Origin of the sequence: Bradyrhizobium genosp. L, assembly GCF_015624485.1 — a bacterium.
GTDB lineage: Bacteria > Pseudomonadota > Alphaproteobacteria > Rhizobiales > Xanthobacteraceae > Bradyrhizobium.
In genome coordinates this window covers 4,301,149-4,319,655 of the sequence record NZ_CP061378.1, presented here as the reverse complement: position 1 = coordinate 4,319,655, position 18,507 = coordinate 4,301,149, and the positions used below count along the sequence as shown (strand labels likewise).

Here is an 18,507-nt window from a genome sequence, read left to right as displayed (position 1 = left end):
TGACGATTATACTTTTTCGGTGCGACACGTTTTCCCACGCGGACAAAGGGGTTACGAGAAGCGTTGCTAACGAGACACAGTGTGGCCGCATTCGTAAACCTGACTTTATAAACTATTTTGATTAGGCAATTCGCCCATGCATATTGAACCCGGCGGTAGGGGAATCTCGATCGTCCCGTTGTGTTGCTCGCTTACGTCTGGGGACTGAGCGGTGATCGGCAATACGGGAGGATCTCGGGGCGCTAACGGCCCGGACTCTCCGCATATGAGCAACTTGGAGGTTTAATATGAAATTGGTGAAGAGCCTTATCCTGGGCTCGGCGGCGACCCTGGTCGCAGTCGGCGCAGCTCAGGCGGCTGATCTTCCCGTCAAGGCCAAGGCGGTCGAGTACGTGAAGGTTTGCTCCCTGTATGGTCCCGGCTTCTACTACATCCCGGGCACCGACACCTGCATCAAGCTGGGCGGCTATCTCCGCGCTGACGTTGTGGTCAACGGCAACAGCGTCTACGGCAACAACTACAACGGCACCAGCGGCGCCAACAACCGTTTTACCAACGGCTACACCTGGCGTTCCCGTGAAGACCTGAACATCGACACGCGCACCGCGACCGAATACGGCGTGGTCCGCACCTACTTCGACACGGTGTTCACCTGGACCTCCGACAGCTACACCGTGAACGGCGCTGCTCCGGGTGCGACGATCTACTCGGCGCTCGGTGGCGGCGGCACGGTTGCTCCGGGCTCCAACCCGGCCAACGCCGGCGCGGGCAACGTCGCTTACGGCACGGTCGGCGTCTACTACGCTTTCATCCAGTTCGCCGGCTTCACGATCGGCCGCGCGGTCTCGCAGTTCGCCGCTCCTTGGAACGGTTATCCGGGCAACAACTACGACGGTCTCGTCGGTGGCGTGAACACCACCAACGGCATCAACCAGTTCACCTACACCGCGCAGTTCGGCAACGGCGTCTCGCTGTCGGTCGGTGCGCAGGACCAGTCGGCGTTCATGCAGGCCGGCGTGAACAACCTCTCGGCCGGTGGTGCTTACGGCGCCAGCGACTTTGCCGGCACGGTCGCGCCGGACTTCGTCGCTGCGTTGAAGGTCGAGCAGGCTTGGGGTCTGTTCCAGGCATCGCTCGCCGCGCATGACAACCACGCGGCCTATTACGGCGCCACCGAAGTCACCGGTCATCCCGATGACAAGTGGGGCTGGGCTGGTGCGCTGGCTCTGTCGATCAAGAACATTCCGACCGGACCTGGCGACACGATCAACGTCCAGGGCGTGTATACGGATGGTGCGACCCGTTACAACATCCAGGAACTGGCCAGCCAGGCCGGCTCGGTTGCGATCTTCGGTGGCTCGAGCTCGCCGCTTGCCTACGGCAGCGTCGGCTTCGGCACTGCGCCTGACACGGTGTTCATTGCCGGCGGTCAGCAGCAGACCATCAAGACCTGGGGTATGCGCGGTGCGTACACCCACAACTGGAACCCCTACTGGAACACCGCTCTGTACGGTGCTTACGCCGCGATCATGTATAATGACACGGCCAAGACCTACATCTGCGGCGTTGGTGGCGTCGGTGGTACCTTCCGCACCGCGTTCGCTGGCGGCGCCGGCGTGACCGCTTGCAACCCCGACTACAACATCGCGCAGGTCGGCGTGATCACCCGCTGGACCCCGGTCAAGAACCTGACCTTCTCGGCGGACGTGACCTACTCGCATCTCGATCAGAAGTATGCGGGCTTCATCACCACGTCGTCGGGCTCGATCGGCAAGCCGAGCGCAACCTACGAGCTGAAGGACCAGGACACCGTCCAGATGCTGTTCCGCGCTCAGCGCAACTGGTAAGTCCCGGTTGATCTGATCACGATCCAACAGAACCCCGGCAGACAACTGCCGGGGTTTTTCTTGAGTAAGCAGGGATGATCGATGCGGCGATCATCTTGGTTTTACGCAAATCACGAAGACGTGCCATGCGTTTGATTTGCCGCAAACTTATTTACTTACCTGATCTACTAAACTATATAAGCGGCGGCCAACACATAGATTGATGGCTCTTGGCCTCGTGCTAAGCCTCCAAACCTCCGGCAATGCCCTGCCGGAGGTTTTTGATTCCGCGGCTCTGCATCGCGGTGCGCACGCGCCGCGTCACGCGCGCGATTCGAGCAGGTCAAGATTTGACGGAATCGATCCGCGGTGCATTCTCGCGTGCCATGGGGCGCTTCAGAAACAGCCGACTGGCTCGCATGAGCAGCGGCCATTATTGCCTGATACGGGACCTCGGCCTGGTCAAGGGCGGCAAGGGCTTGCGGCACCATGAGGTGGTGCTTGACCTCTCATGGCGCGGCCTGCTCAGGCTGCTGTTTCCGTAAGCGAGGACGTTTACCGGCATCCTGGTGCCGGGCCATGTCCAGGCTGTGGGACAGCTGCGCCAACGTGGCCGCTGGACGCCGCAGCGATGCGCGATAGGCTCGATCGGCCGACCCCGAGAGCACCGCCGACAATGAGCGGTGCCGGACAGGCGGGATGGAAACAGCGAGGGCCTGCCGATGAAGATGCGTCCGACCGGCGTGATACCGCCGATGACCACGCCGTTCCGGAAGGACGGCGAGATCGATTTCAAGCTGGTCGCGCCGCAGGTCGACTGGCTGCTCGGGGCCGGCGCCCACGGCATGGCGGCCGGCGGCTCGACCGGCGAGGGCCACGCGCTCGATCACGAGGAATATCGCGACCTGATCGCGGCGACGGTCGAGGCCGCGAACGGCCGGGCGCCCGTCATCGCCGGCGTCATCGTCGATTCCACCCGCGATGCGGTCCGGCGCGGCAGGCTGGTGCGCGACATGGATGTCGCGGCGCTGCAGGTGACGCCGGTGCATTATCTGTTCAAGCCCGACGACGAGGCGATGGTCGGCCATTTCCGCCGCATCGCCGACGAGACCGGCATGCCCATCATCATCTACAACGTCGTGCCATGGTCCTATCTGTCGCCGGCGCTGCTGACGCGGATCATGAACGAGGTGCCGCTGGTGGTCGGCGTCAAGCAGAGCGCCGGTGACCTCAAGCTGTTCGCCGACCTGATGATGATGGCGCCCGACAAACTGATCTACAGCGCCGTCGATGCGTTGATGTATCCGTCCTACACCCTCGGTGCGCACGGCTCGATCGCCGCGATCCTCACCGCCGCGCCGCACGCCTCGGTCAAGCTGTGGGACGCCGTGAAGGCGGGCGATCATGCCGGCGCGCTCGATCTGCACAAGACGCTGCTGACGCTGTGGAACGCGGTGATTGCCGACAACCTGCCGGCCTGCACCCGCTATGCGCAGACCCTGCAGGGCCTGCCGCAAACCTTTCCGCGTGCGCCGATGCCCGAGGCGTCGCCGGCGCAGCAGGCGGCGATCGCAAAAGCGCTGCACGGCCTTGGTGCGCCCACTGGCAAGCGCGCTGAGGCGGCCGAATAGATCGGGGAAGGGAGATCGCGAACCGGGAAATCGCCCAATGCGGCGCGGGCGTAAGCCCGCCGCAGGATTTGCATCGCAATAGAAAGCCGCTCCCGGCCTAGATCCCAAGGACCCAAACGCAGACGACCAGGCCAAGCACTGCCAGCCCGCTGATGGTCCAGCCGGCGGCATAGGCCGTGCCCGACGTCTCGGGTTGATCGACCATCGAGTCATGCCAGTGGGTCATTCCAACCTCCCTGGAAGAACGCCTCCCTGTCGGGTACGTCGCGGTCGCGCCGACAAGGTTCAACCACGAGGTGCGATTTTGGTTCCCGGGATGGGAGAGGGGCAGCGGGCGGACCCCTCCTGCGCCGTTGGCAATGCGATTCCGTGATGTAGAGTGGCGCGGCCAAATGGTTGGGACCGCGATCCGCGCGCCGACCAAAACCAAGAACAAGCAGGGACGAACGGATCTCACATGAAGGATTTTGCCGGAAAGATTGCCGTCATCACCGGTGGCGGCACGGGCATGGGACGCGAGCTCGCGCGGCAGCTGATCGCCGAAGGCTGCAATGTCGCGATGTGCGACGTCTCGGCCGAGGCGATGGCCGAGACCAAGCGGTTGTGCGAGGTCGAGAAGCTGCCACAGGGCCTGCGCATCACGACCCACGTCGCCGACGTCTCGATCGAGGACCACTACAAGCGTTTCCGCGACGAGCTGATCGAGCAGCAGGCGACCGACCGGATCCATCTCTTGTTCAACAACGCCGGCATCGGCGGCGGCGGCAGCCTGTTCACCAACACGCGCGAGCAGTGGGAGCGCACCTTCAACATCTGCTGGGGCGGCGTCTATCTCGGCGTCCGCACCTTCCTGCCGCTGCTCGTGAAGGCCGACGAGGCGCACATCGTCAACACCTCCAGCGTCAACGGATTCTGGGCCTCGGTCGGCATGGGTGTGTCGCACACCGCCTATTCTGCCGCGAAATTCGCGGTGAAGGGATTCACCGAGGCGCTGATCAACGATCTCCGCCTCAACGCGCCGCATGTCAAATGCTCGGTCGTGATGCCCGGCCATATCGGCACCTCGATCGTGTCGAACTCGCGCAAGGTGCAGAATGGCTCAGACCAGTTGAACGCCGACGAGCTCAAGCAGGCGCGGCAGCGTCTGCAAGGGCAGGGTGTCGACGTCGCCAAGATGTCAGACGCTGACATCCAGCAACTCGCGCTCGACCGCGCCCGCATCTTCCACGACGAGGCCCCGACGACGGCAGCCGCCGCTGCCAAGATCATCCTCGACGGCGTCAAGGCGGATCGTTGGCGCATCCTGGTCGGCGACGATGCGCACATGCTCGATGAGCGCGTGCGCAAGACGCCGGACCAGGCTTACACGCCGGAGTTCTACCAGAGCCTCGTCGCGGCCACCGGCTGGAAGGTCGGCTGATCGCTCAACCTAGAGCGTTTTCGAGCGAAGTGGATACCGGTTCGCGTGAAGAAAACGCGTCAAGACAAGAGTCTAGAGCTTCGGTTCTGATTCAATCAGAACCGAAAATGCTCTAGCCGCGCATCGCGCGCTGGCGCGAGTTTGACTGATACGCGAGGCGGTAATGGCCTGAGCAATAGGGCATGCCGCCGAGCGGGGTGTTGCCGCAGAAGCAGAAATCGTCGGCGCCCGGCGTTGAGATCGGCCAGCGGCAGCGCTGCTCGCTCAGTTCGAACAGCGAGCAATTGTTGACGCTGGCGATCGGGGCGTCTTCAGGCTCTTGCGGATAGACGGCCTGCAACATCCGGAGTTGCTGCTTGGGTGTCGGTCTCTGCGCGGGCGGTGTGGATCGCTTCCTGCGTGCGCGGCGCTCCTCGGGCGTCGAGCGGGTCAGATTCAGCCGCGACAGCTTGCCGATCACGGCATTGCGGCTGACGCCGATGCTGACCGCGATATCGCGGCAGGAGAGGCCGGCGGCAAAATAGCCTTTGAGCTGGTCGACGCGCTCGGGCGTCCAGGTCGGTTCAAGAGTCGGTTCAATCATTTTGCGGTTCCACGTTCTGTGTTGAACCGCCGCGCCGGCGCGCCCCCTCAGGGCGCGCGGCCGTTGTCGCGGATCGCAAGCAACCCGTCCTTGATGGCGAGCCGAATGCCTTCCTCGATCAATGTCCGTGCAACGCCCGGGACGCTCGTGCCGTGGGTGCCCTGTCTCACCAGCTTCTCGAGATATCCAATGGTCGAGAGCGCCAATGTGACCGGTACGCGGTCGGTTTCGGCCTTTTCCGTAGCCATGGGAGAACGCTAACTCTGAACGCGTGTACTGAAAAGTATCTATTTAGACTCTATTAGGTAATGCAGGAGACCGTCAAGCCGGGGAAATGCGGGTGCGCCCAATGGCGCGCCGGAAATCAATTCCGGCGCGCCGCGGCAGTGTAGATGCCTATCAATTATCCAGTCAGGCGAAGAGCTTAGGCCCGTAACTCAACCTTGACCGGGAACCTCTTCAGCAGCCGCTCAGCGATTTCGGCCTGCTCGGGAGGGGCTGAAACGCTCAGATAAAGCCCACGGGAGGGGTCAGTGATCGCGTCCACGCTGACACCGCGGAGCCCCTCCAGCGCCAGAAGCTCGCGCGCGGCTTCGCCGGCGGCGATCTCGCGCAGCTTGGGTTTGAAGATCTTGCCGACCGGCGTCACCGGCATGTCCGGGATCACCGACACCATCCGCGGCCGCGCCGGCGGTTCCAGGATGTTGTCCTGCACGAAGGCCGCGAGTGCGTTCGCATCGATATGGGCGCCGGGCTGCGCCGAGACGAACAGCATCGGCACCTCGCCGGCATAGGCGTCGGGACGGCCGACCGCCGCGGCGAGCGCGACGCCCGGAAACTGCAGCGCGGCGTCCTCGATCGCGCGCGGATCGATGTTGTGGCCGCCGCGGATGATAACGTCCTTGGCGCGGCCTATGATGTAGACGAAGCCGTCGGCATCGATCCGGCAGATGTCGCCGGTGCGCAGCCAGCCGTCGTGGAAAGCCTCTTCGGTCTGCTTCCTGTCGACATAGCCGGCGAACACCTGCGGTCCGCGGGTCAGGAGCTCGCCGACCGGCGAGGGCCATGGTCCCCTGTGCAACGTGCCGCCTGCGAGGATCGCAAGCTCGACCAGCGGATTGCGTGTGCCGACGGCCTCGGGCCGCGGCTTCACGCCGTGCACATCATGGGTGATGGCGCCGGCGAGTTCGGTCATGCCGTAGAGCTGCTGGACGCAGGGGCCGCCCCAGGTCGCGAGATAGCGCCGCTCGATCTCCGGCGGGCAGATCGAGGCGCCGATCGCGGTGACGCGCAGGCTCGAAATGTCGCTGCCCGCTATGGGCACGTCGGCGAGCGCGCCAAGCGTGGTCGGCACGCCGCCCGTGATGTTGACGCGGTACTTTTCGACGATCTTCCAGAAATGCGTGATCAATGCGGGATCGCGCGCGCCGGCCGGGCCGGGGATGAACATGGTTGTGCCGGCCGCGAGACAGTTCGACGAGGTGCAGAACAGGCCGCCGACATGGAACAGCGGCAGCGTGATCATCGCGCGCTCGCCGCGCCGGAAGTCGAGCGCCATCCGCGAGGAGAGCGTGGAGGCGACCATCGCACGGTTGGTGAGCCGCGCCACCTTGGGATGGCCGGTGGTGCCGCCGGTCGGCAGCATCACGGCGACGCGGTCGGCTTCGCTCGCGTCTTTCGACTTGCCGTAGTCGTCGCGCCAGGCTGGATCGGGTTGCAGCACCTCGCCGTCGAAGGCGATGGTGCCGTCGAGCGGGACGATCACGATACGCTTGAGGCTCGGCACCTCGCGCTGCAAGCCTTCGATCTTCTCATAGAGCCCGCCCGGCATGCCCGGCGGCGGCGCCAGCAGAAGCTTGGCCTTGATGGCATTGAGCTGGGCGACAATGGCCTCGCGCGTGAACAGCAGATTGAGCGGCTCGGCGATGCCGCAGGCTGCCGCGCCGAAGATCCCGACCATGGTCGCAGGACAGGCCGGCAGCAGCAGCGCCACGACGTCGTCCTTGCCGATGCCGTGGCTGCGGAAATAGGTCTCGGCCGCCTTGACGCAGCCCATCAAGTGATCGTTGGAAATCACGACCGGGTTTGGATCGAGCGGCGACCGCAGATAGATCGCGGCTTCCGCATCCGGCGCGCCGAGCGGACCGCGGGCGATGAGATCGAGGATCCGCGGGCAGGCCGCCAGCGTCTCGCGCATCTCCTTGTCGCGTGCGGCCTCGTCGGCCGGCGAAAGCCTGTCCTTCAGCATGTCGCTTCCCTATCGCTTTTTGGTCGTTGGGGCGGATTGTATCGAGGCGCCCGCGCAAAACACAACCTGTCATTCCGGGTTCTCGCTTCGCGAGTCCCGGAATGACATGGGAGGGTTAGCCGTGGACCACCGACTTCGCGATCATGCAGTGAATGCCCTTGGAGCCGTTCACGGTCTGCGTCACCCGCAAATCGGCCACGAGGCTGCACAGCGTGTAGGCGTCTTCGCGGGACAGATTGCGCTTCTCTCCGAGCAGCACGATCATGTCGCGCAGCGCCCGCACCACGCATTGGTCGAGATCGGGATCCATCGCCATCGTCATATAGTGGTCGGCGGTCTCGGCGCGCGGATAGGCGAGCTTGAGATCCTTGCGCAAGGTCAGGCGGAAGCGGCCGGTGAGCGCGGTCTCGATCGCGGTGACGCAGACCTCGCCGTCGCCCTGCACGCCATGGCCATCGCCACAGGAGAACAGCGCGCCCGGCACGAACACAGGCAGATAGAGCTTTGCGCCGGCCCCAAGCTCCTTGTTGTCGAGATTGCCGCCCATCGCGCGCGGGATCAGCGAGGAGATGCGGCCCCAGGCCGGCGGGGGCGCCACGCCCATTACGCCGAAGAACGGTTTCAGCGGCAGGTCGAGTCCCCACGGCATGCGGCCGACCATCCGGTCGCGATCAAGCGGGATGTTGAGGATTCGGGTTTCGTGGAAATCGTCGGGCAGGGTGCCGGACAGCGGCTTGATCAGATTCCAGCCCCAGTCCTGGCGGAGTTGCACGTCGAGGATATCGACCTCGAGCACATCGCCGGGCGCGGCGCCATCGACCGCGACCGGACCGGTGAGGATGTGCCCGGGTACCATCCGCTCGCACCTTGCGTGGATATCGTCGAGCTCCGGTGGGACGACGAACTTGCCGCGGTCGGGTACGACGTCAGGGCCGCCGCTGACGGTCTCGATCGTGACCTCGTCGCCGCTCGCAATCGTCAGGACCGGCTTCAGCTTCGCTTCAAAGAAGCCCCAATGGCAGGTTTCGGGACTGGACTTCAGGTCATGGTGGGGCATGTGACGTCTTTCGATTGCTGTCGTGGCAGCGTATGACGTGACGGCAGAACTTCCCAGAGGCCTCCCTTGTTTTTCGTGCTCTCCAAGACGCTCGGCATCATGCTGCTGCCGGTGAATTTCCTGATCGGCATCGGCCTGATCGGTGCCGCCTTGTGGCCGACGCGGTTTGCCGTGCTTGGTCGCAGGTTGACGGTCGGCGCGGCCGTGCTGCTGGCGGTGATCGCGTTTTCGCCGGTCGGCAATCTCCTGATCTACTCGCTGGAGAGCCGCTTTCCGCCGTGGAATCCCGCGCATGGCGTACCCGACGGCATCATCGTCCTCGGCGGATCGATCGATCCCGACGTCTCGCTGGCGCATAAAACCACCATCGTTGCGCACTCCGCGGACCGCATCATCGTCGCGGCTGAACTCGCGCGCAAATATCCCGATGCCCGCATCGTCTTCACCGGCGGCAACGCCAATCTGCTGTCGAACGATGCCAAGGAAGGCGACTATGCCGGCGAGGTGCTGGAGAACCTCGGCGTTGCCAAGTCGCGCCTGACCATCGAGCGGCAGTCGCGCAACACGGTGGAGAACGCCGAATTCTCCAAGGCGCTGGTCAAGCCGCAGCCGGGCGAACGCTGGCTCCTGGTGACATCGGCCTATCACATGCCGCGTTCGGTCGGGCTGTTTCGCAAGGCGGGATTTCCGGTCGAGGCCTATCCGGTCGATTGGCGCGTCGGCAAGCTCGGCGATCTCTTCGTCATCAACATGGCGATGGACGGGCTGTCGCGTACCGACATCGCAATCCGCGAATGGCTCGGCCTCGTCGCCTACAGGGTGAACGGCAAGACCGATGCCCTGTTCCCGGGGCCGACGGCGCCCTGAGGCGCGTGTCGCCAGCGCCCGCCAATCCGGCTAACATCGCCACAACAGGTGGCGCAAAGCCGCCGGTCACGGGAGTTCACGCCATGCAACAGCAGACACCGCCGGAACAGTTCGACCTCGCCGCCATCGTCGCCGATCTGAACAGCCTGCTGCGGCTGAAGACCACGGTGATCGGGATCAAGATGTTTGCCCGCGTCGAGGACATGGAGGCGATCCCGAAGATCCGGCGGCCGTCTGCGGTCCACACCACAGATCAGATCGTCAGCATGGCCTCGCGGCTTGGCTGGACCGTCGGCATCACCGGCGACGATCTGGTCGGCGCGCAATGCCGCGCGGTGATCGGGCTCGCGCCGCAGGACGAGACATGGCTCGCCGGCGAGAACTATGTCGGCGTCTGGCACGGCACCGCGGAGGATGCGCGCAAGCGCCAGGAGGCGCTCGATGTCGTGCCTTACGGCCGTTATCAGGCGATGGCGGTGAGCCCGCTCGTCAGCGGCCGGCTCGATCCGCCGGATATCTGCCTGGTCTACGCGACGCCGGGGCAGATGATCATCCTGATCAACGGGCTGCAATATACCGGCTACAAGAAGTTCGAATGGGGCGTGGTCGGCGAAACGGCTTGCGCGGATTCGTGGGGGCGGGCGCTGAAGACCGGCGAGCCGAGCCTCTCGCTACCGTGCTTCGCCGAGCGCCGCTATGGCGGCGTGCCCGACGAGGAGATGCTGATGGCGCTGCCGCCTGGCTATCTCGTGAAGGCGATTGCCGGCATGAAGCAGCTCGCCAAGAACGGCCTGCGCTATCCGATCGCGGCCTACGGCATCCAGGCCGACGTGCGCGCCGGGATGGGCGTGTCGTACGCGAAGAAATAAGCGGGTTGCGTCGCTCCGGCCGCGATGACAAAAGGGCCGCCCATTCGTTTTGCAGGGAACCTGTCTGATGGCCTCGCCGAAACTCGACATCGTCGTCTATGGCGCAACCGGCTTCACCGGCCAGCTCGTCGCCGAGTATCTCGCCGCGAATTATCGCGATGGGAGTCTGAGATGGGCGATGGCCGGGCGCAGCAAGGACAAGCTCGCCTCGGTGCGTGATGCGATCGGCGCGCCCGCCGACACGCCGCTGCTCGTCGCCGATTCCGGCGACAGCGCTGCGTTGAAGGCGATGCTCGCGCAGACCAGATCGGTGATCTCGACCGTCGGCCCGTACCAGTACTACGGCAACGAGCTGATCGCCGCCTGCGTGGAAACCGGCAGGGATTATTTCGATCTCTGCGGCGAGCCGGTCTGGATGCGGCAGATGATCGACAAGCATGAGGCCGCGGCGAAGGCGAGCGGCGCCCGCATCGTGTTCTCCTGCGGCTTCGATTCGGTGCCATTCGAGCTCGGCGCGTTCTTCGTCCAGGACGAAGCCAAGCGCGCGTTCGGCGCGATGGCGCCGCGGGTCAAGGGACGGGTGCGCGACATGCGCGGCACGATGTCCGGCGGCACCGCGGCGAGCGCCAAGGCGACGTTCGACGCGGTCGCGCAGGATCTGAGCCTGGTTGCGATCCTCAACAACCCGTTCGCGCTGACCCCGGGATTTGAAGGTCCGAAGCAGCCGCGCGGCAACAAGCCGCTTCACGAGGACGACCTGCAATCCTGGGCCGCGCCCTTCATGATGGCGCTCATCAACACCCGCAACGTCCACCGCTCCAACATGCTGATGGGATTCCCTTACGGCCGTGACTTCGTCTACGACGAGATGGTCTTGACCGGTCCGGGCGAGAAGGGCGAAGCCAACGCCAAGCGCGTGATGGCCTTCAATGCCGAGAAGACCGGCCCCAGCGCGCCGAAGCCGGGCGAGGGGCCCTCGAAGGAAGAGCGCGAGAACGGACGCTACGATCTGCTCTATGTCGCCGTCGCACCCGACGGCCGCGCCGTCCGCGCCGGCATCAAGGGCGACCGCGATCCCGGCTACGGTTCGACCTCGAAGATGATCTCGGAATGCGCGATCTGCCTGTTGCGCGATACGCCCGATGTGCCCGCGGGCTTCTGGACGCCGGGGGCTGCGATGCAGCACAAATTGATCAAGCGCCTGGTCGATCACGCCGGCTTGAGGTTCGAGATAGAAAAGTAGTCGCATTTCGTAGGGTGGGCAAAGCGTCAGCGTGCCCACCATCGCGAGCACGCCGTGAATGGTGGGCACGTCGCTATCGCTCCTTTGCCCACCCTACGCATATCGCTTGCGTCGACTACGCCGCAGCGCGGGGATCGTAGGCGTACATGAAATCCATGCCTTTCGCCGAGAGCGGCAGCAGCAGCTTGATCATGTGATCGCGGATCCAGGCGCCGGTCGGGCTGAACTCGCGCTTGTTGTTGCCGTTGCGGCGGGCGATCGCCACGATCTTCTCGGCGCGGGGACGCCGTTCGTGCTCGAACGCCTGGAAGGTCTGGCCGAGCTCCTGACCGTCGCGCAGCAACATGCCGAGCCGCATCGCGTCCTCCAGCGCCAGCGATGCGCCCTGGCCGGCATGCGGGCTGGTGGCATGCGCCGCGTCGCCGATCAACAGCGTGCGCTTGCGCGACCACGTCGGCAGCGTCGCGACGTCGAGCGTGTCGGTCACCATGATGTTCTCGGCGGCGTCGATGATCGCGGGGATCGGATCGTGCCAGCCGGCATGGAAATCGCGTAGGTGCCGCTTGATCGCATCCTGGCTCTGGAGACGGAAGGCTGCCGCCGTCATGCCGTGCGCCGGCTGCGTGCTCCACCACATCACGCCGTCGTTCGGATCGGGGCTGCAAAGCCCGTAGCCGAAGAAGCCGCTCTGCCCGAATGTGGTTTCCACCTTCCGGCCGATCGGCAGGCTTTCGATCACTGCGCGCGGCACGAAGCTGCCGAAGCCGAGCAGGCCGGTGTCGAACGGCACAGGCCCGTCCGGGACCACATGCCGCCGTACCGCCGAGTGCACGCCGTCGGCGCCGATCACGAAATCGCCCTCGGCGGTGGTGCCGTCAGCGAAATAGGCTGTTATGGGCTGGTCGCCGCGGTCCTCGATCTTGACCAGGCGCTTCTCGAAGAACACCGAGACGCTGGCGGACCATGCGGCGTCGACCAGGGCTTCATTCAGCGTCGCGCGGCACATGTTCACGGCCGGCTGACCGAATCGCTTCGCCATGTCGCGGTTGAGCGAACCGAGCTTCTTGCCGGCCTGCGAGTAGAAATCGAAGGATTCGGCGATCGAACCGCGGCGGATCAGTTCGTCGGCGAGACCGACCTCGGCCAGCACGCGCATGCCGTTCGGCGCGATCTGGAGGCCGCCGCCTATGCCGGTGGAATAGGGCCAGGCTTCGTACAGCTCGACCTCGATGCCGGCTCGTCTCAGGAAGATCGCGGTGACCGGACCGGCGATGCCGCCGCCGATGATGAGCGCCTTGCGCGGACGTTGGGTCATCATGCCTTGCTCCATGCAGTCTGGTGGGCTAGGAAAGGTTAGTAGCTAATTCTCTTAGTTACTAAGATATCAATCGACTAAGGTATGAGGTGAGCCTTGTCAAGCGCGAAATCGCGCGCGGCGCTGATGCAGCAACTCGAGGAGGCCATGCGGCGGTCCTCGGCGCAGGGTGTGATGTATGGTCAAGCCGTTGCGAACATGGCCGGAATTTCCAATTCCGACATGGAATGCATGGACATTCTCCACCTCGAGGGGCGGGTGACCGCGGGGCGTCTCGCCGAAGTCACCGGGCTGACCACCGGTGCGATCACCGGTGTGGTGGATCGTCTGGAGAATGCGGGTTACGTGCGCCGCGAGCGCGACGAAAGCGACCGCCGCAAGGTGTTCATCTCGGTGGTGGAGGAGACCGCCGCCGAGATCGGCAAATTCTACGTGCCGATGCAGAATGCGATGCTCAAGCGCTGGAGCAGCTACACCGACGACGAGCTGCGCCTGCTGCTGCGCTTCGCCAATGACGGCTACAGGGGCGTGCTGGAAGCGACCGAGGCGCTGAAGGCGGTCATCGATACGCCGCCGGAGCAGCGCGCCAGTCTCAAGATGCCGCCGAAGCCTCGGCGCTGACCGGCTCTGCGGAGGTGGCGCGGAAGCGCTCCGCCGCCGCGTACATGCCCCACATCGTGCCGAGCATCATCCAGAAGTGCCGCCAATGGTCGGTATCGATGATGAAGCTTTCGCCGACGGTGCCGAGGAACGCCGAGAATACCGCCAGATAGGAACGTTGCCACGGCACCCGCATGAAGACGTAGCGGAAGCCTATGATGACGCTGACGAACACCAGCGTCGGATAGCAGAGGCCCGAGATCCAGCCGCCCGACATGAAGGCGTTGAGGAAGGAATTGTGGGTATCCTCGGGAAAGTAGGTGTGGAATTGCAGCGGGCCGATGCCGAACGGCATCTCCAGCGCCATCTGGGCCCCGAGGATGTGGCGGCCGAAGCGGCCGAAGCGGCCCTCGTCATAACTCTGGTCGAAGCTCGCGCGTTGCTTGAACATGTCGGCGACCGAGCCGATCGAGAGCAGCACGCCGACAAGTGCGATGGCAAGGATCACGGCGATCAGCGCCATCACGATGATGCGCGAGCGCTGCGCCTGCGTGCGGCTGGTCAGCACCATCAGCGCCAGCATGAAGGCCGACGTGATCAGGAGGCCGCCCCAGGCGGCGCGGGAGAAGGCCAGCAGGATCGCCAGCGCCATCACGGCGAAGGCGATGGCATTGCGAAACGCCTTGCCGAGGCGGTCGGATACGACGCTCTGCAGCGCGAACAGCGCCGGCAGGATCAGGAATGCGCCGAGCACGTTCGGGTCCTTGAAGGTGCCGCGGGCGCGCTCATACAGCGTCAGCAGCTCGTAGCCGCCGGGCACCAGGTGGAAATAGCCCGCGATACCGGCGAGTGCCGCGATCATTGCGCCGACGATCAGGCCCCGCCTGAGCATGTCGAGGCGCGCTTCGGTGTCCTCGGAGATCACCATGGCAAAGAAGACGACCGTTATCGCCATGTACCAGGAGGTGAAGATCCAGTTCACCACCTCCGGCTTGTCGTAGAACGGGATGGCGCCGATGCTGTAGCCGACATTGAGGATCACGAGCGCGAACAGCAGCGGCATGAACGCCGCGCGCATGCGCAGGCCGGTGGCGAAGAACAGCACGCAGGAGGTCAGCGTGACGAGCTCGTACGGGCTCGGCTCGATGAAGACGATCGCGCCGGAGGCGCCGGCCAGCCACACCAGCGCCCGCTGCAACGCCAGCACGCCCGGCGGCGCCGTGGTCGCGGAAAAAGACGTCCCGGCTGTCGCCGCATAGGCCATCGGATACTCACGCAACTCGGTACAATACTCAGTCCGTCGCCTCGTCATTGCGAGGAGCGAAGCGACGAAGCAATCCATCTATCTCCGAGCCGCGGCATGGATTGCTTCGCTGCGCTCGCAATGACGGCAGTCGGGTCTCAGTACGCGTTCTCGTTCTTGGTCAGCAACGAGAACGGGGTCTTGAGCAGGATGTAGAGGTCGAACAGCACCGACCAGTTCTCGATGTAATACAGATCGAACTCGACGCGCTTCTGGATCTTCTCGTCGGTATCGACTTCACCGCGCCAGCCGTTGATCTGCGCCCAGCCGGTGATGCCGGGCTTGACGCGGTGGCGGGCGAAGTAGCCGTCGACGGCTTCGTCGAACAGGCGGTTCTCTAGCTTGCTCTGCACGGCGTGCGGGCGCGGGCCGACAAGCGACAGGTTGCCCTTGAGCACGACATTGAACAGTTGCGGCAGCTCGTCGAGCGAGGTCTTGCGGATGAAGCGGCCGACGCGGGTGACCCGCGGGTCGTTCTTGGTCACGACCTTCGAAGCGGTGGGATCGGCCTGATGGTGATAGAGCGAGCGGAACTTGTAGACGTCGATCCGCTCGTTGTTGAAGCCGAAGCGCTTCTGGCGGAACAGCACCGGGCCGGGGCTGTCGAGCTTCACCGCGAGCGCCACCAGTCCGAGCACCGGCAGCGCCGCGAGCAGGGCCAGGCCGCCGACCACGCGGTCGAACAGCCATTTCATCACCAGGTCCCAGTCGGTGATCGGCGCCTCGAACACGTCGAGCGTCGGCACCTTGCCGAGATAGGAGTAGGAGCGGGGGCGGAAGCGCAGCCTGTTGGTGTGCGCCGACAGCCGGATGTCGACCGGCAGCACCCACAGCTTCTTCAGCATCTCCAAGATGCGGGTCTCCGCCGAGATCGGCAGCGCGAACAGCACGAGATCGACGCGGGTGCGGCGGGCGAATTCGACGATGTCGTCGACCTTGCCGAGCTTCGGACTGCCGGCGCAGGTGTCCATGGCGCGGGCGTCGTTGCGGTCGTCGAACACGCCGAGCACGTGGATGTCGGAGTCCTCTTCCGCGTTCAGTGCGGAAACCAGGTGCTCGCCGTTCTGGTCGGCGCCGACGATGACGGTGCGGCGGTCGAGCCTCCCGTCATGCGCCCAGGCCCGCACCAGCGAGCGCAGCACCAGCCGCTCGACGATCAGGACCGTGAGGCCGATGAAGAAGAACGACGACAGCCAGACCCGTGACACTTCGCCGCCGAGCTTGGCCAGGAACGATGCGCCGATGAACAGCAGGAAGACGAAAGTCCATGACGAGATCAACCGCGTCATCTGGCGGAGCTGGCCGCGGAAGATCTGCACCTCGTAGATATCGGCGGCCTGGAAGCAGATCACCGCGGCGAGCGCAACGCCGAGGATTGCGGCGACATAGCCCCAGTAGAATCCGGAGTGCGGCCGGACGTAACCGAGATAGAGGCTGATGCCGACCACGCTGAGCAGCGCGAAATCGGCGAGGCGGACGGCACCGGCGATCACGATCGGCGAATAAGCGCCGCGAACTTTCTGATTGGTGATTTCGAGCGCGGCCGGCGACAGGCGCCTGCGGCGTTCGACCTGCGGCTGGCCTGATGTCGCCGACGCAGCGGCATCCAGCATCGAGCGAGCGTTGAGCGGTTCCACGTGTCCACGTCCATTCCTGCGCATGCAAATGGGCATGCGAGCGCGGCGGCAAAATTCCCCGCCTGGACTTAACGGGACAAATTCGGAAGAAACGGTTACGGGTGTGAGGGGTGGTTAATTTTTCGCAAACGCGTCGCGATAGCCGGCCAGCACGCCCTCGACCATCGCGCTCTGCGAGAAATGTTCCGAGATCCGCTCGCGCAGCTTTTGCGCCCGCGCCGCGGTCCGCGCCGGATCATCGAGCGCGGCCTTGATGGCGTCGGCCATCGCGTTGACATTGCTCGGCGCGAACAGTGCGTCGGTGTGGCTGTCGAAGATCTCCGGGATGCCGCCGACATTGGCGGCGATCATCGGAACGCCGGCGGCGGCGGCCTCGATCACCACATAGGGCATCGAATCGCCGCGCGAGGGAACCACGAGCAGGCTGCCCTTGGAGAAGCCGTAGCGCGCCTTGACGTGGCCGATGAAGCGGACGGCGTCCTCGAGCGCCAGCCGTTTGACCTGCGCCTTCAGCCGCTCGAGCTCCTCGCCGTCGCCGCCGAGCGTGAGCGTCACCGGCTTGCCGTCGGCGCGCAGCTTGGCGATGGCGTCGACCAGCAGGTCGGCGCCCTTGATGCGCCTGAACTCGCCGACATAGGCCACGTCGGTGGCATCGTCGGCCTTGACGATCGGCTCGAATTCCTCGGCCGTGACGCCGTTGAACACGCAATGCACGACGCCGCTGTTCGGCACGCCGACGGTGCGCTGATAGGTGTTGCGGGCGAACGCGCTCTCGAACAGGAACAGGTCGGTGCTGTCCTTCAGCGTGCGCTCGAGCTGGCTGTAGAACATGCCCTTCAGCGTATCGAGCGGGTAGTGCAGCGAGCCGCCATGCGGCGTGTAGACCCGGATGACCTCTTTCGAGCGCCGCCGCAGCCGGACATAGGCGCCGGCCTTGGCGCCGTGGCCATGCACGACGTCGGGCTTCAGCTTCCAGATCAGGCGAACGATATGCATCCAGACTGCGAAATCGGCGAAGCGCGGCTCGCGGCGGATCGCCACCCGGTGCACGCCGAGCTTCAGGCGCGGCTCGATCTCGGCAAGCGCGACATCGGCCCGCGAACCGCCGGTGAGGCTGTCGGCGACGATCCCGACATGATGGCCGCGCTCGATCTGGCCGTTGGCGACGTCGAGGATGTGGCGGAAGATGCCGCCGACCGGCGCGCGGACGACGTGCAGGATGCGCAGCGGCCTGTCCGAGGTCTGCACCTGGTTGTCTTGCGCCATGGTCAGAACCAGCGCTCTTTGACGAATACGGTGTCGCCGGGGCTCATCGGCGTGCCGAGCGGCACCACGAAACGGCCGGCGCCGGACGCATCGGTGTGGGTGAGGGTGACGGCATCGCGCTTGGCGCGCGATGTGAAACCGCCGGCGATTGCCACCGCGCTCTCGACCGTCATGTTGGGCACATAGGGATATTGGCCGGGGGCTGCGACCTCGCCGAGGATGAAGAAGGGACGATAGGCCTCGATCTCGACCGCAACCGACGGCTCACGGATAAATCCATTACGCAGCCGACCGGTGATCTCGGCGGCGAGCCCGGCCGGGGTACGGCCCTGCGCCGGCACCGGACCGATCAGCGGCATCGTGATCGCGCCGGCGGCGTCGATGGCGTAGGAATTGGTGAGGCCTTCCTGGCCGTAGACCACGACGCGCAGCCTGTCGCCGGGGCCGAGGTGATAGCCGTCATTGCCCGGGGCGCCGGGATCGGCATAGGCGATCGGCGCGGGCGCAAGCGCGACCGGGCCGGTCGTGCTCATGCAGCCCGACAGTGCGAGCGCAGCAATCAGACAGGGAATGAAGGTGCGCGGACCGCGCATGTCGGGGAATCCTGCGGGCAATATCAGCCCTGATTAACGGCGCTCATGG

18 protein-coding genes are annotated in these 18,507 nt (G+C 64.9%); 8 read left to right on the top strand and 10 right to left on the bottom strand.

Translation table 11 applies throughout. The annotated features are described in order from the left end of the window. Window positions 1–287: 287 nt before the first annotated feature. The 3 genes from IC762_RS20395 to IC762_RS20390 all read left to right on the top strand — a co-directional run bounded on the left by IC762_RS20395 (window position 288) and on the right by IC762_RS20390 (window position 3,457). The gene (locus tag IC762_RS20395; RefSeq protein ID WP_195784039.1) at window positions 288–1,847 is read left to right on the top strand and encodes a porin; all 1,560 of its coding nucleotides are present in this window, start codon (window positions 288–290) and stop codon (window positions 1,845–1,847) included. Window positions 1,848–2,245: 398 nt separating this feature from the next. Further along, window positions 2,246–2,371, top strand: coding sequence for a hypothetical protein (locus IC762_RS35610; protein WP_283816263.1), 126 nt, complete (start codon window positions 2,246–2,248; stop codon window positions 2,369–2,371). Between the two features lie 177 nt (window positions 2,372–2,548). Further along, window positions 2,549–3,457 (top strand): dihydrodipicolinate synthase family protein, encoded by a 909-nt coding sequence (locus IC762_RS20390; RefSeq protein WP_195784038.1) that lies wholly within the window; start codon window positions 2,549–2,551, stop codon window positions 3,455–3,457. A 97-nt stretch (window positions 3,458–3,554) separates the two neighbouring features. Here the strand turns inward: IC762_RS20390 and IC762_RS35605 are convergent, their stop codons facing one another. Next, window positions 3,555–3,683: a hypothetical protein gene (locus IC762_RS35605; protein ID WP_283816262.1), complete on the bottom strand. Its 129-nt coding sequence runs from the start codon at window positions 3,681–3,683 to the stop codon at window positions 3,555–3,557. Between the two features lie 231 nt (window positions 3,684–3,914). Here IC762_RS35605 and IC762_RS20385 point away from each other — a divergent pair, with 231 nt between their 5' ends. Continuing rightward, window positions 3,915–4,877, top strand: coding sequence for an SDR family oxidoreductase (locus IC762_RS20385; RefSeq protein ID WP_195784037.1), 963 nt, complete (start codon window positions 3,915–3,917; stop codon window positions 4,875–4,877). A gap of 112 nt (window positions 4,878–4,989) precedes the next feature. Here IC762_RS20385 and IC762_RS20380 read toward each other — a convergent pair whose 3' ends face one another. The 4 genes from IC762_RS20380 to IC762_RS20365 all read right to left on the bottom strand — a co-directional run bounded on the left by IC762_RS20380 (window position 4,990) and on the right by IC762_RS20365 (window position 8,765). Continuing rightward, a complete protein-coding gene (locus tag IC762_RS20380) occupies window positions 4,990–5,460 on the bottom strand; it encodes a GcrA family cell cycle regulator (RefSeq protein ID WP_195784036.1) in 471 nt (156 codons plus the stop codon). Window positions 5,461–5,507: 47 nt separating this feature from the next. Further along, entirely contained in the window at window positions 5,508–5,708 is a 201-nt protein-coding gene (locus IC762_RS20375; protein WP_066514059.1) for a hypothetical protein, read from the bottom strand. 176 nt (window positions 5,709–5,884) lie between these two features. After that, a complete protein-coding gene (locus tag IC762_RS20370) occupies window positions 5,885–7,708 on the bottom strand; it encodes an AMP-binding protein (protein WP_195784035.1) in 1,824 nt (607 codons plus the stop codon). 115 nt (window positions 7,709–7,823) lie between these two features. Continuing rightward, a complete protein-coding gene (locus tag IC762_RS20365; RefSeq protein ID WP_195784034.1) occupies window positions 7,824–8,765 on the bottom strand; it encodes an acetamidase/formamidase family protein in 942 nt (313 codons plus the stop codon). Between the two features lie 66 nt (window positions 8,766–8,831). Here IC762_RS20365 and IC762_RS20360 point away from each other — a divergent pair, with 66 nt between their 5' ends. The 3 genes from IC762_RS20360 (at window position 8,832) to IC762_RS20350 (ending at window position 11,744) form a co-directional block, all read left to right on the top strand. Next, a complete protein-coding gene (locus IC762_RS20360) occupies window positions 8,832–9,632 on the top strand; it encodes a YdcF family protein (protein ID WP_195784033.1) in 801 nt (266 codons plus the stop codon). Between the two features lie 83 nt (window positions 9,633–9,715). Continuing rightward, window positions 9,716–10,501 (top strand): DUF169 domain-containing protein, encoded by a 786-nt coding sequence (locus IC762_RS20355; RefSeq protein ID WP_195784032.1) that lies wholly within the window; start codon window positions 9,716–9,718, stop codon window positions 10,499–10,501. 67 nt (window positions 10,502–10,568) lie between these two features. Next, on the top strand, window positions 10,569–11,744 hold the full coding sequence (locus IC762_RS20350) for a saccharopine dehydrogenase family protein (RefSeq protein ID WP_195784031.1): 1,176 nt from the start codon (window positions 10,569–10,571) through the stop codon (window positions 11,742–11,744). A 115-nt stretch (window positions 11,745–11,859) separates the two neighbouring features. Here the strand turns inward: IC762_RS20350 and IC762_RS20345 are convergent, their stop codons facing one another. Beyond that, window positions 11,860–13,059 (bottom strand): FAD-dependent oxidoreductase, encoded by a 1,200-nt coding sequence (locus tag IC762_RS20345; RefSeq protein ID WP_195790212.1) that lies wholly within the window; start codon window positions 13,057–13,059, stop codon window positions 11,860–11,862. Between the two features lie 147 nt (window positions 13,060–13,206). On the opposite strand from IC762_RS20345, the gene IC762_RS20340 reads away from it, so the two are divergent. Beyond that, entirely contained in the window at window positions 13,207–13,680 is a 474-nt protein-coding gene (locus tag IC762_RS20340; RefSeq protein ID WP_246801670.1) for a MarR family transcriptional regulator, read from the top strand. Here IC762_RS20340 and IC762_RS20335 read toward each other — a convergent pair. The 4 genes from IC762_RS20335 to IC762_RS20320 all read right to left on the bottom strand — a co-directional run bounded on the left by IC762_RS20335 (window position 13,652) and on the right by IC762_RS20320 (window position 18,458). Continuing rightward, entirely contained in the window at window positions 13,652–14,923 is a 1,272-nt protein-coding gene (locus IC762_RS20335; protein WP_195784030.1) for an O-antigen ligase family protein, read from the bottom strand. The genes IC762_RS20340 and IC762_RS20335 overlap by 29 nt on opposite strands. A 137-nt stretch (window positions 14,924–15,060) precedes the next feature. Then, window positions 15,061–16,599, bottom strand: a complete 1,539-nt coding sequence (locus IC762_RS20330) for an undecaprenyl-phosphate glucose phosphotransferase (protein WP_195784029.1) — start codon at window positions 16,597–16,599, stop codon at window positions 15,061–15,063. A 114-nt stretch (window positions 16,600–16,713) separates the two neighbouring features. Then, window positions 16,714–17,865 (bottom strand): glycosyltransferase family 4 protein, encoded by a 1,152-nt coding sequence (locus IC762_RS20325; RefSeq protein ID WP_195784028.1) that lies wholly within the window; start codon window positions 17,863–17,865, stop codon window positions 16,714–16,716. 2 nt (window positions 17,866–17,867) lie between these two features. Then, on the bottom strand, window positions 17,868–18,458 hold the full coding sequence (locus IC762_RS20320; RefSeq protein ID WP_195784027.1) for a polysaccharide biosynthesis/export family protein: 591 nt from the start codon (window positions 18,456–18,458) through the stop codon (window positions 17,868–17,870). Window positions 18,459–18,507: the final 49 nt, after the last annotated feature.

Bases quoted from the DNA above. Each gene is read 5' to 3' on its own strand.
- IC762_RS20390 (WP_195784038.1), top strand. From the start codon at position 2,549: ATGAAGATGCGTCCGACCGGCGTGATACCGCCGATGACCACGCCGTTC.
- IC762_RS20385 (WP_195784037.1), top strand. From the start codon at position 3,915: ATGAAGGATTTTGCCGGAAAGATTGCCGTCATCACCGGTGGCGGCACG.
- IC762_RS35610 (WP_283816263.1), top strand. From the start codon at position 2,246: ATGAGCAGCGGCCATTATTGCCTGATACGGGACCTCGGCCTGGTCAAG.
- IC762_RS20375 (WP_066514059.1), bottom strand. From the start codon at position 5,708: ATGGCTACGGAAAAGGCCGAAACCGACCGCGTACCGGTCACATTGGCG.
- IC762_RS20325 (WP_195784028.1), bottom strand. From the start codon at position 17,865: ATGGCGCAAGACAACCAGGTGCAGACCTCGGACAGGCCGCTGCGCATC.
- IC762_RS20340 (WP_246801670.1), top strand. From the start codon at position 13,207: ATGCGGCGGTCCTCGGCGCAGGGTGTGATGTATGGTCAAGCCGTTGCG.
- IC762_RS20335 (WP_195784030.1), bottom strand. From the start codon at position 14,923: ATGGCCTATGCGGCGACAGCCGGGACGTCTTTTTCCGCGACCACGGCG.
- IC762_RS35605 (WP_283816262.1), bottom strand. From the start codon at position 3,683: ATGACCCACTGGCATGACTCGATGGTCGATCAACCCGAGACGTCGGGC.
- IC762_RS20345 (WP_195790212.1), bottom strand. From the start codon at position 13,059: ATGACCCAACGTCCGCGCAAGGCGCTCATCATCGGCGGCGGCATCGCC.
- IC762_RS20320 (WP_195784027.1), bottom strand. From the start codon at position 18,458: ATGCGCGGTCCGCGCACCTTCATTCCCTGTCTGATTGCTGCGCTCGCA.
- IC762_RS20380 (WP_195784036.1), bottom strand. From the start codon at position 5,460: ATGATTGAACCGACTCTTGAACCGACCTGGACGCCCGAGCGCGTCGAC.
- IC762_RS20355 (WP_195784032.1), top strand. From the start codon at position 9,716: ATGCAACAGCAGACACCGCCGGAACAGTTCGACCTCGCCGCCATCGTC.
- IC762_RS20395 (WP_195784039.1), top strand. From the start codon at position 288: ATGAAATTGGTGAAGAGCCTTATCCTGGGCTCGGCGGCGACCCTGGTC.
- IC762_RS20365 (WP_195784034.1), bottom strand. From the start codon at position 8,765: ATGCCCCACCATGACCTGAAGTCCAGTCCCGAAACCTGCCATTGGGGC.
- IC762_RS20350 (WP_195784031.1), top strand. From the start codon at position 10,569: ATGGCCTCGCCGAAACTCGACATCGTCGTCTATGGCGCAACCGGCTTC.
- IC762_RS20370 (WP_195784035.1), bottom strand. From the start codon at position 7,708: ATGCTGAAGGACAGGCTTTCGCCGGCCGACGAGGCCGCACGCGACAAG.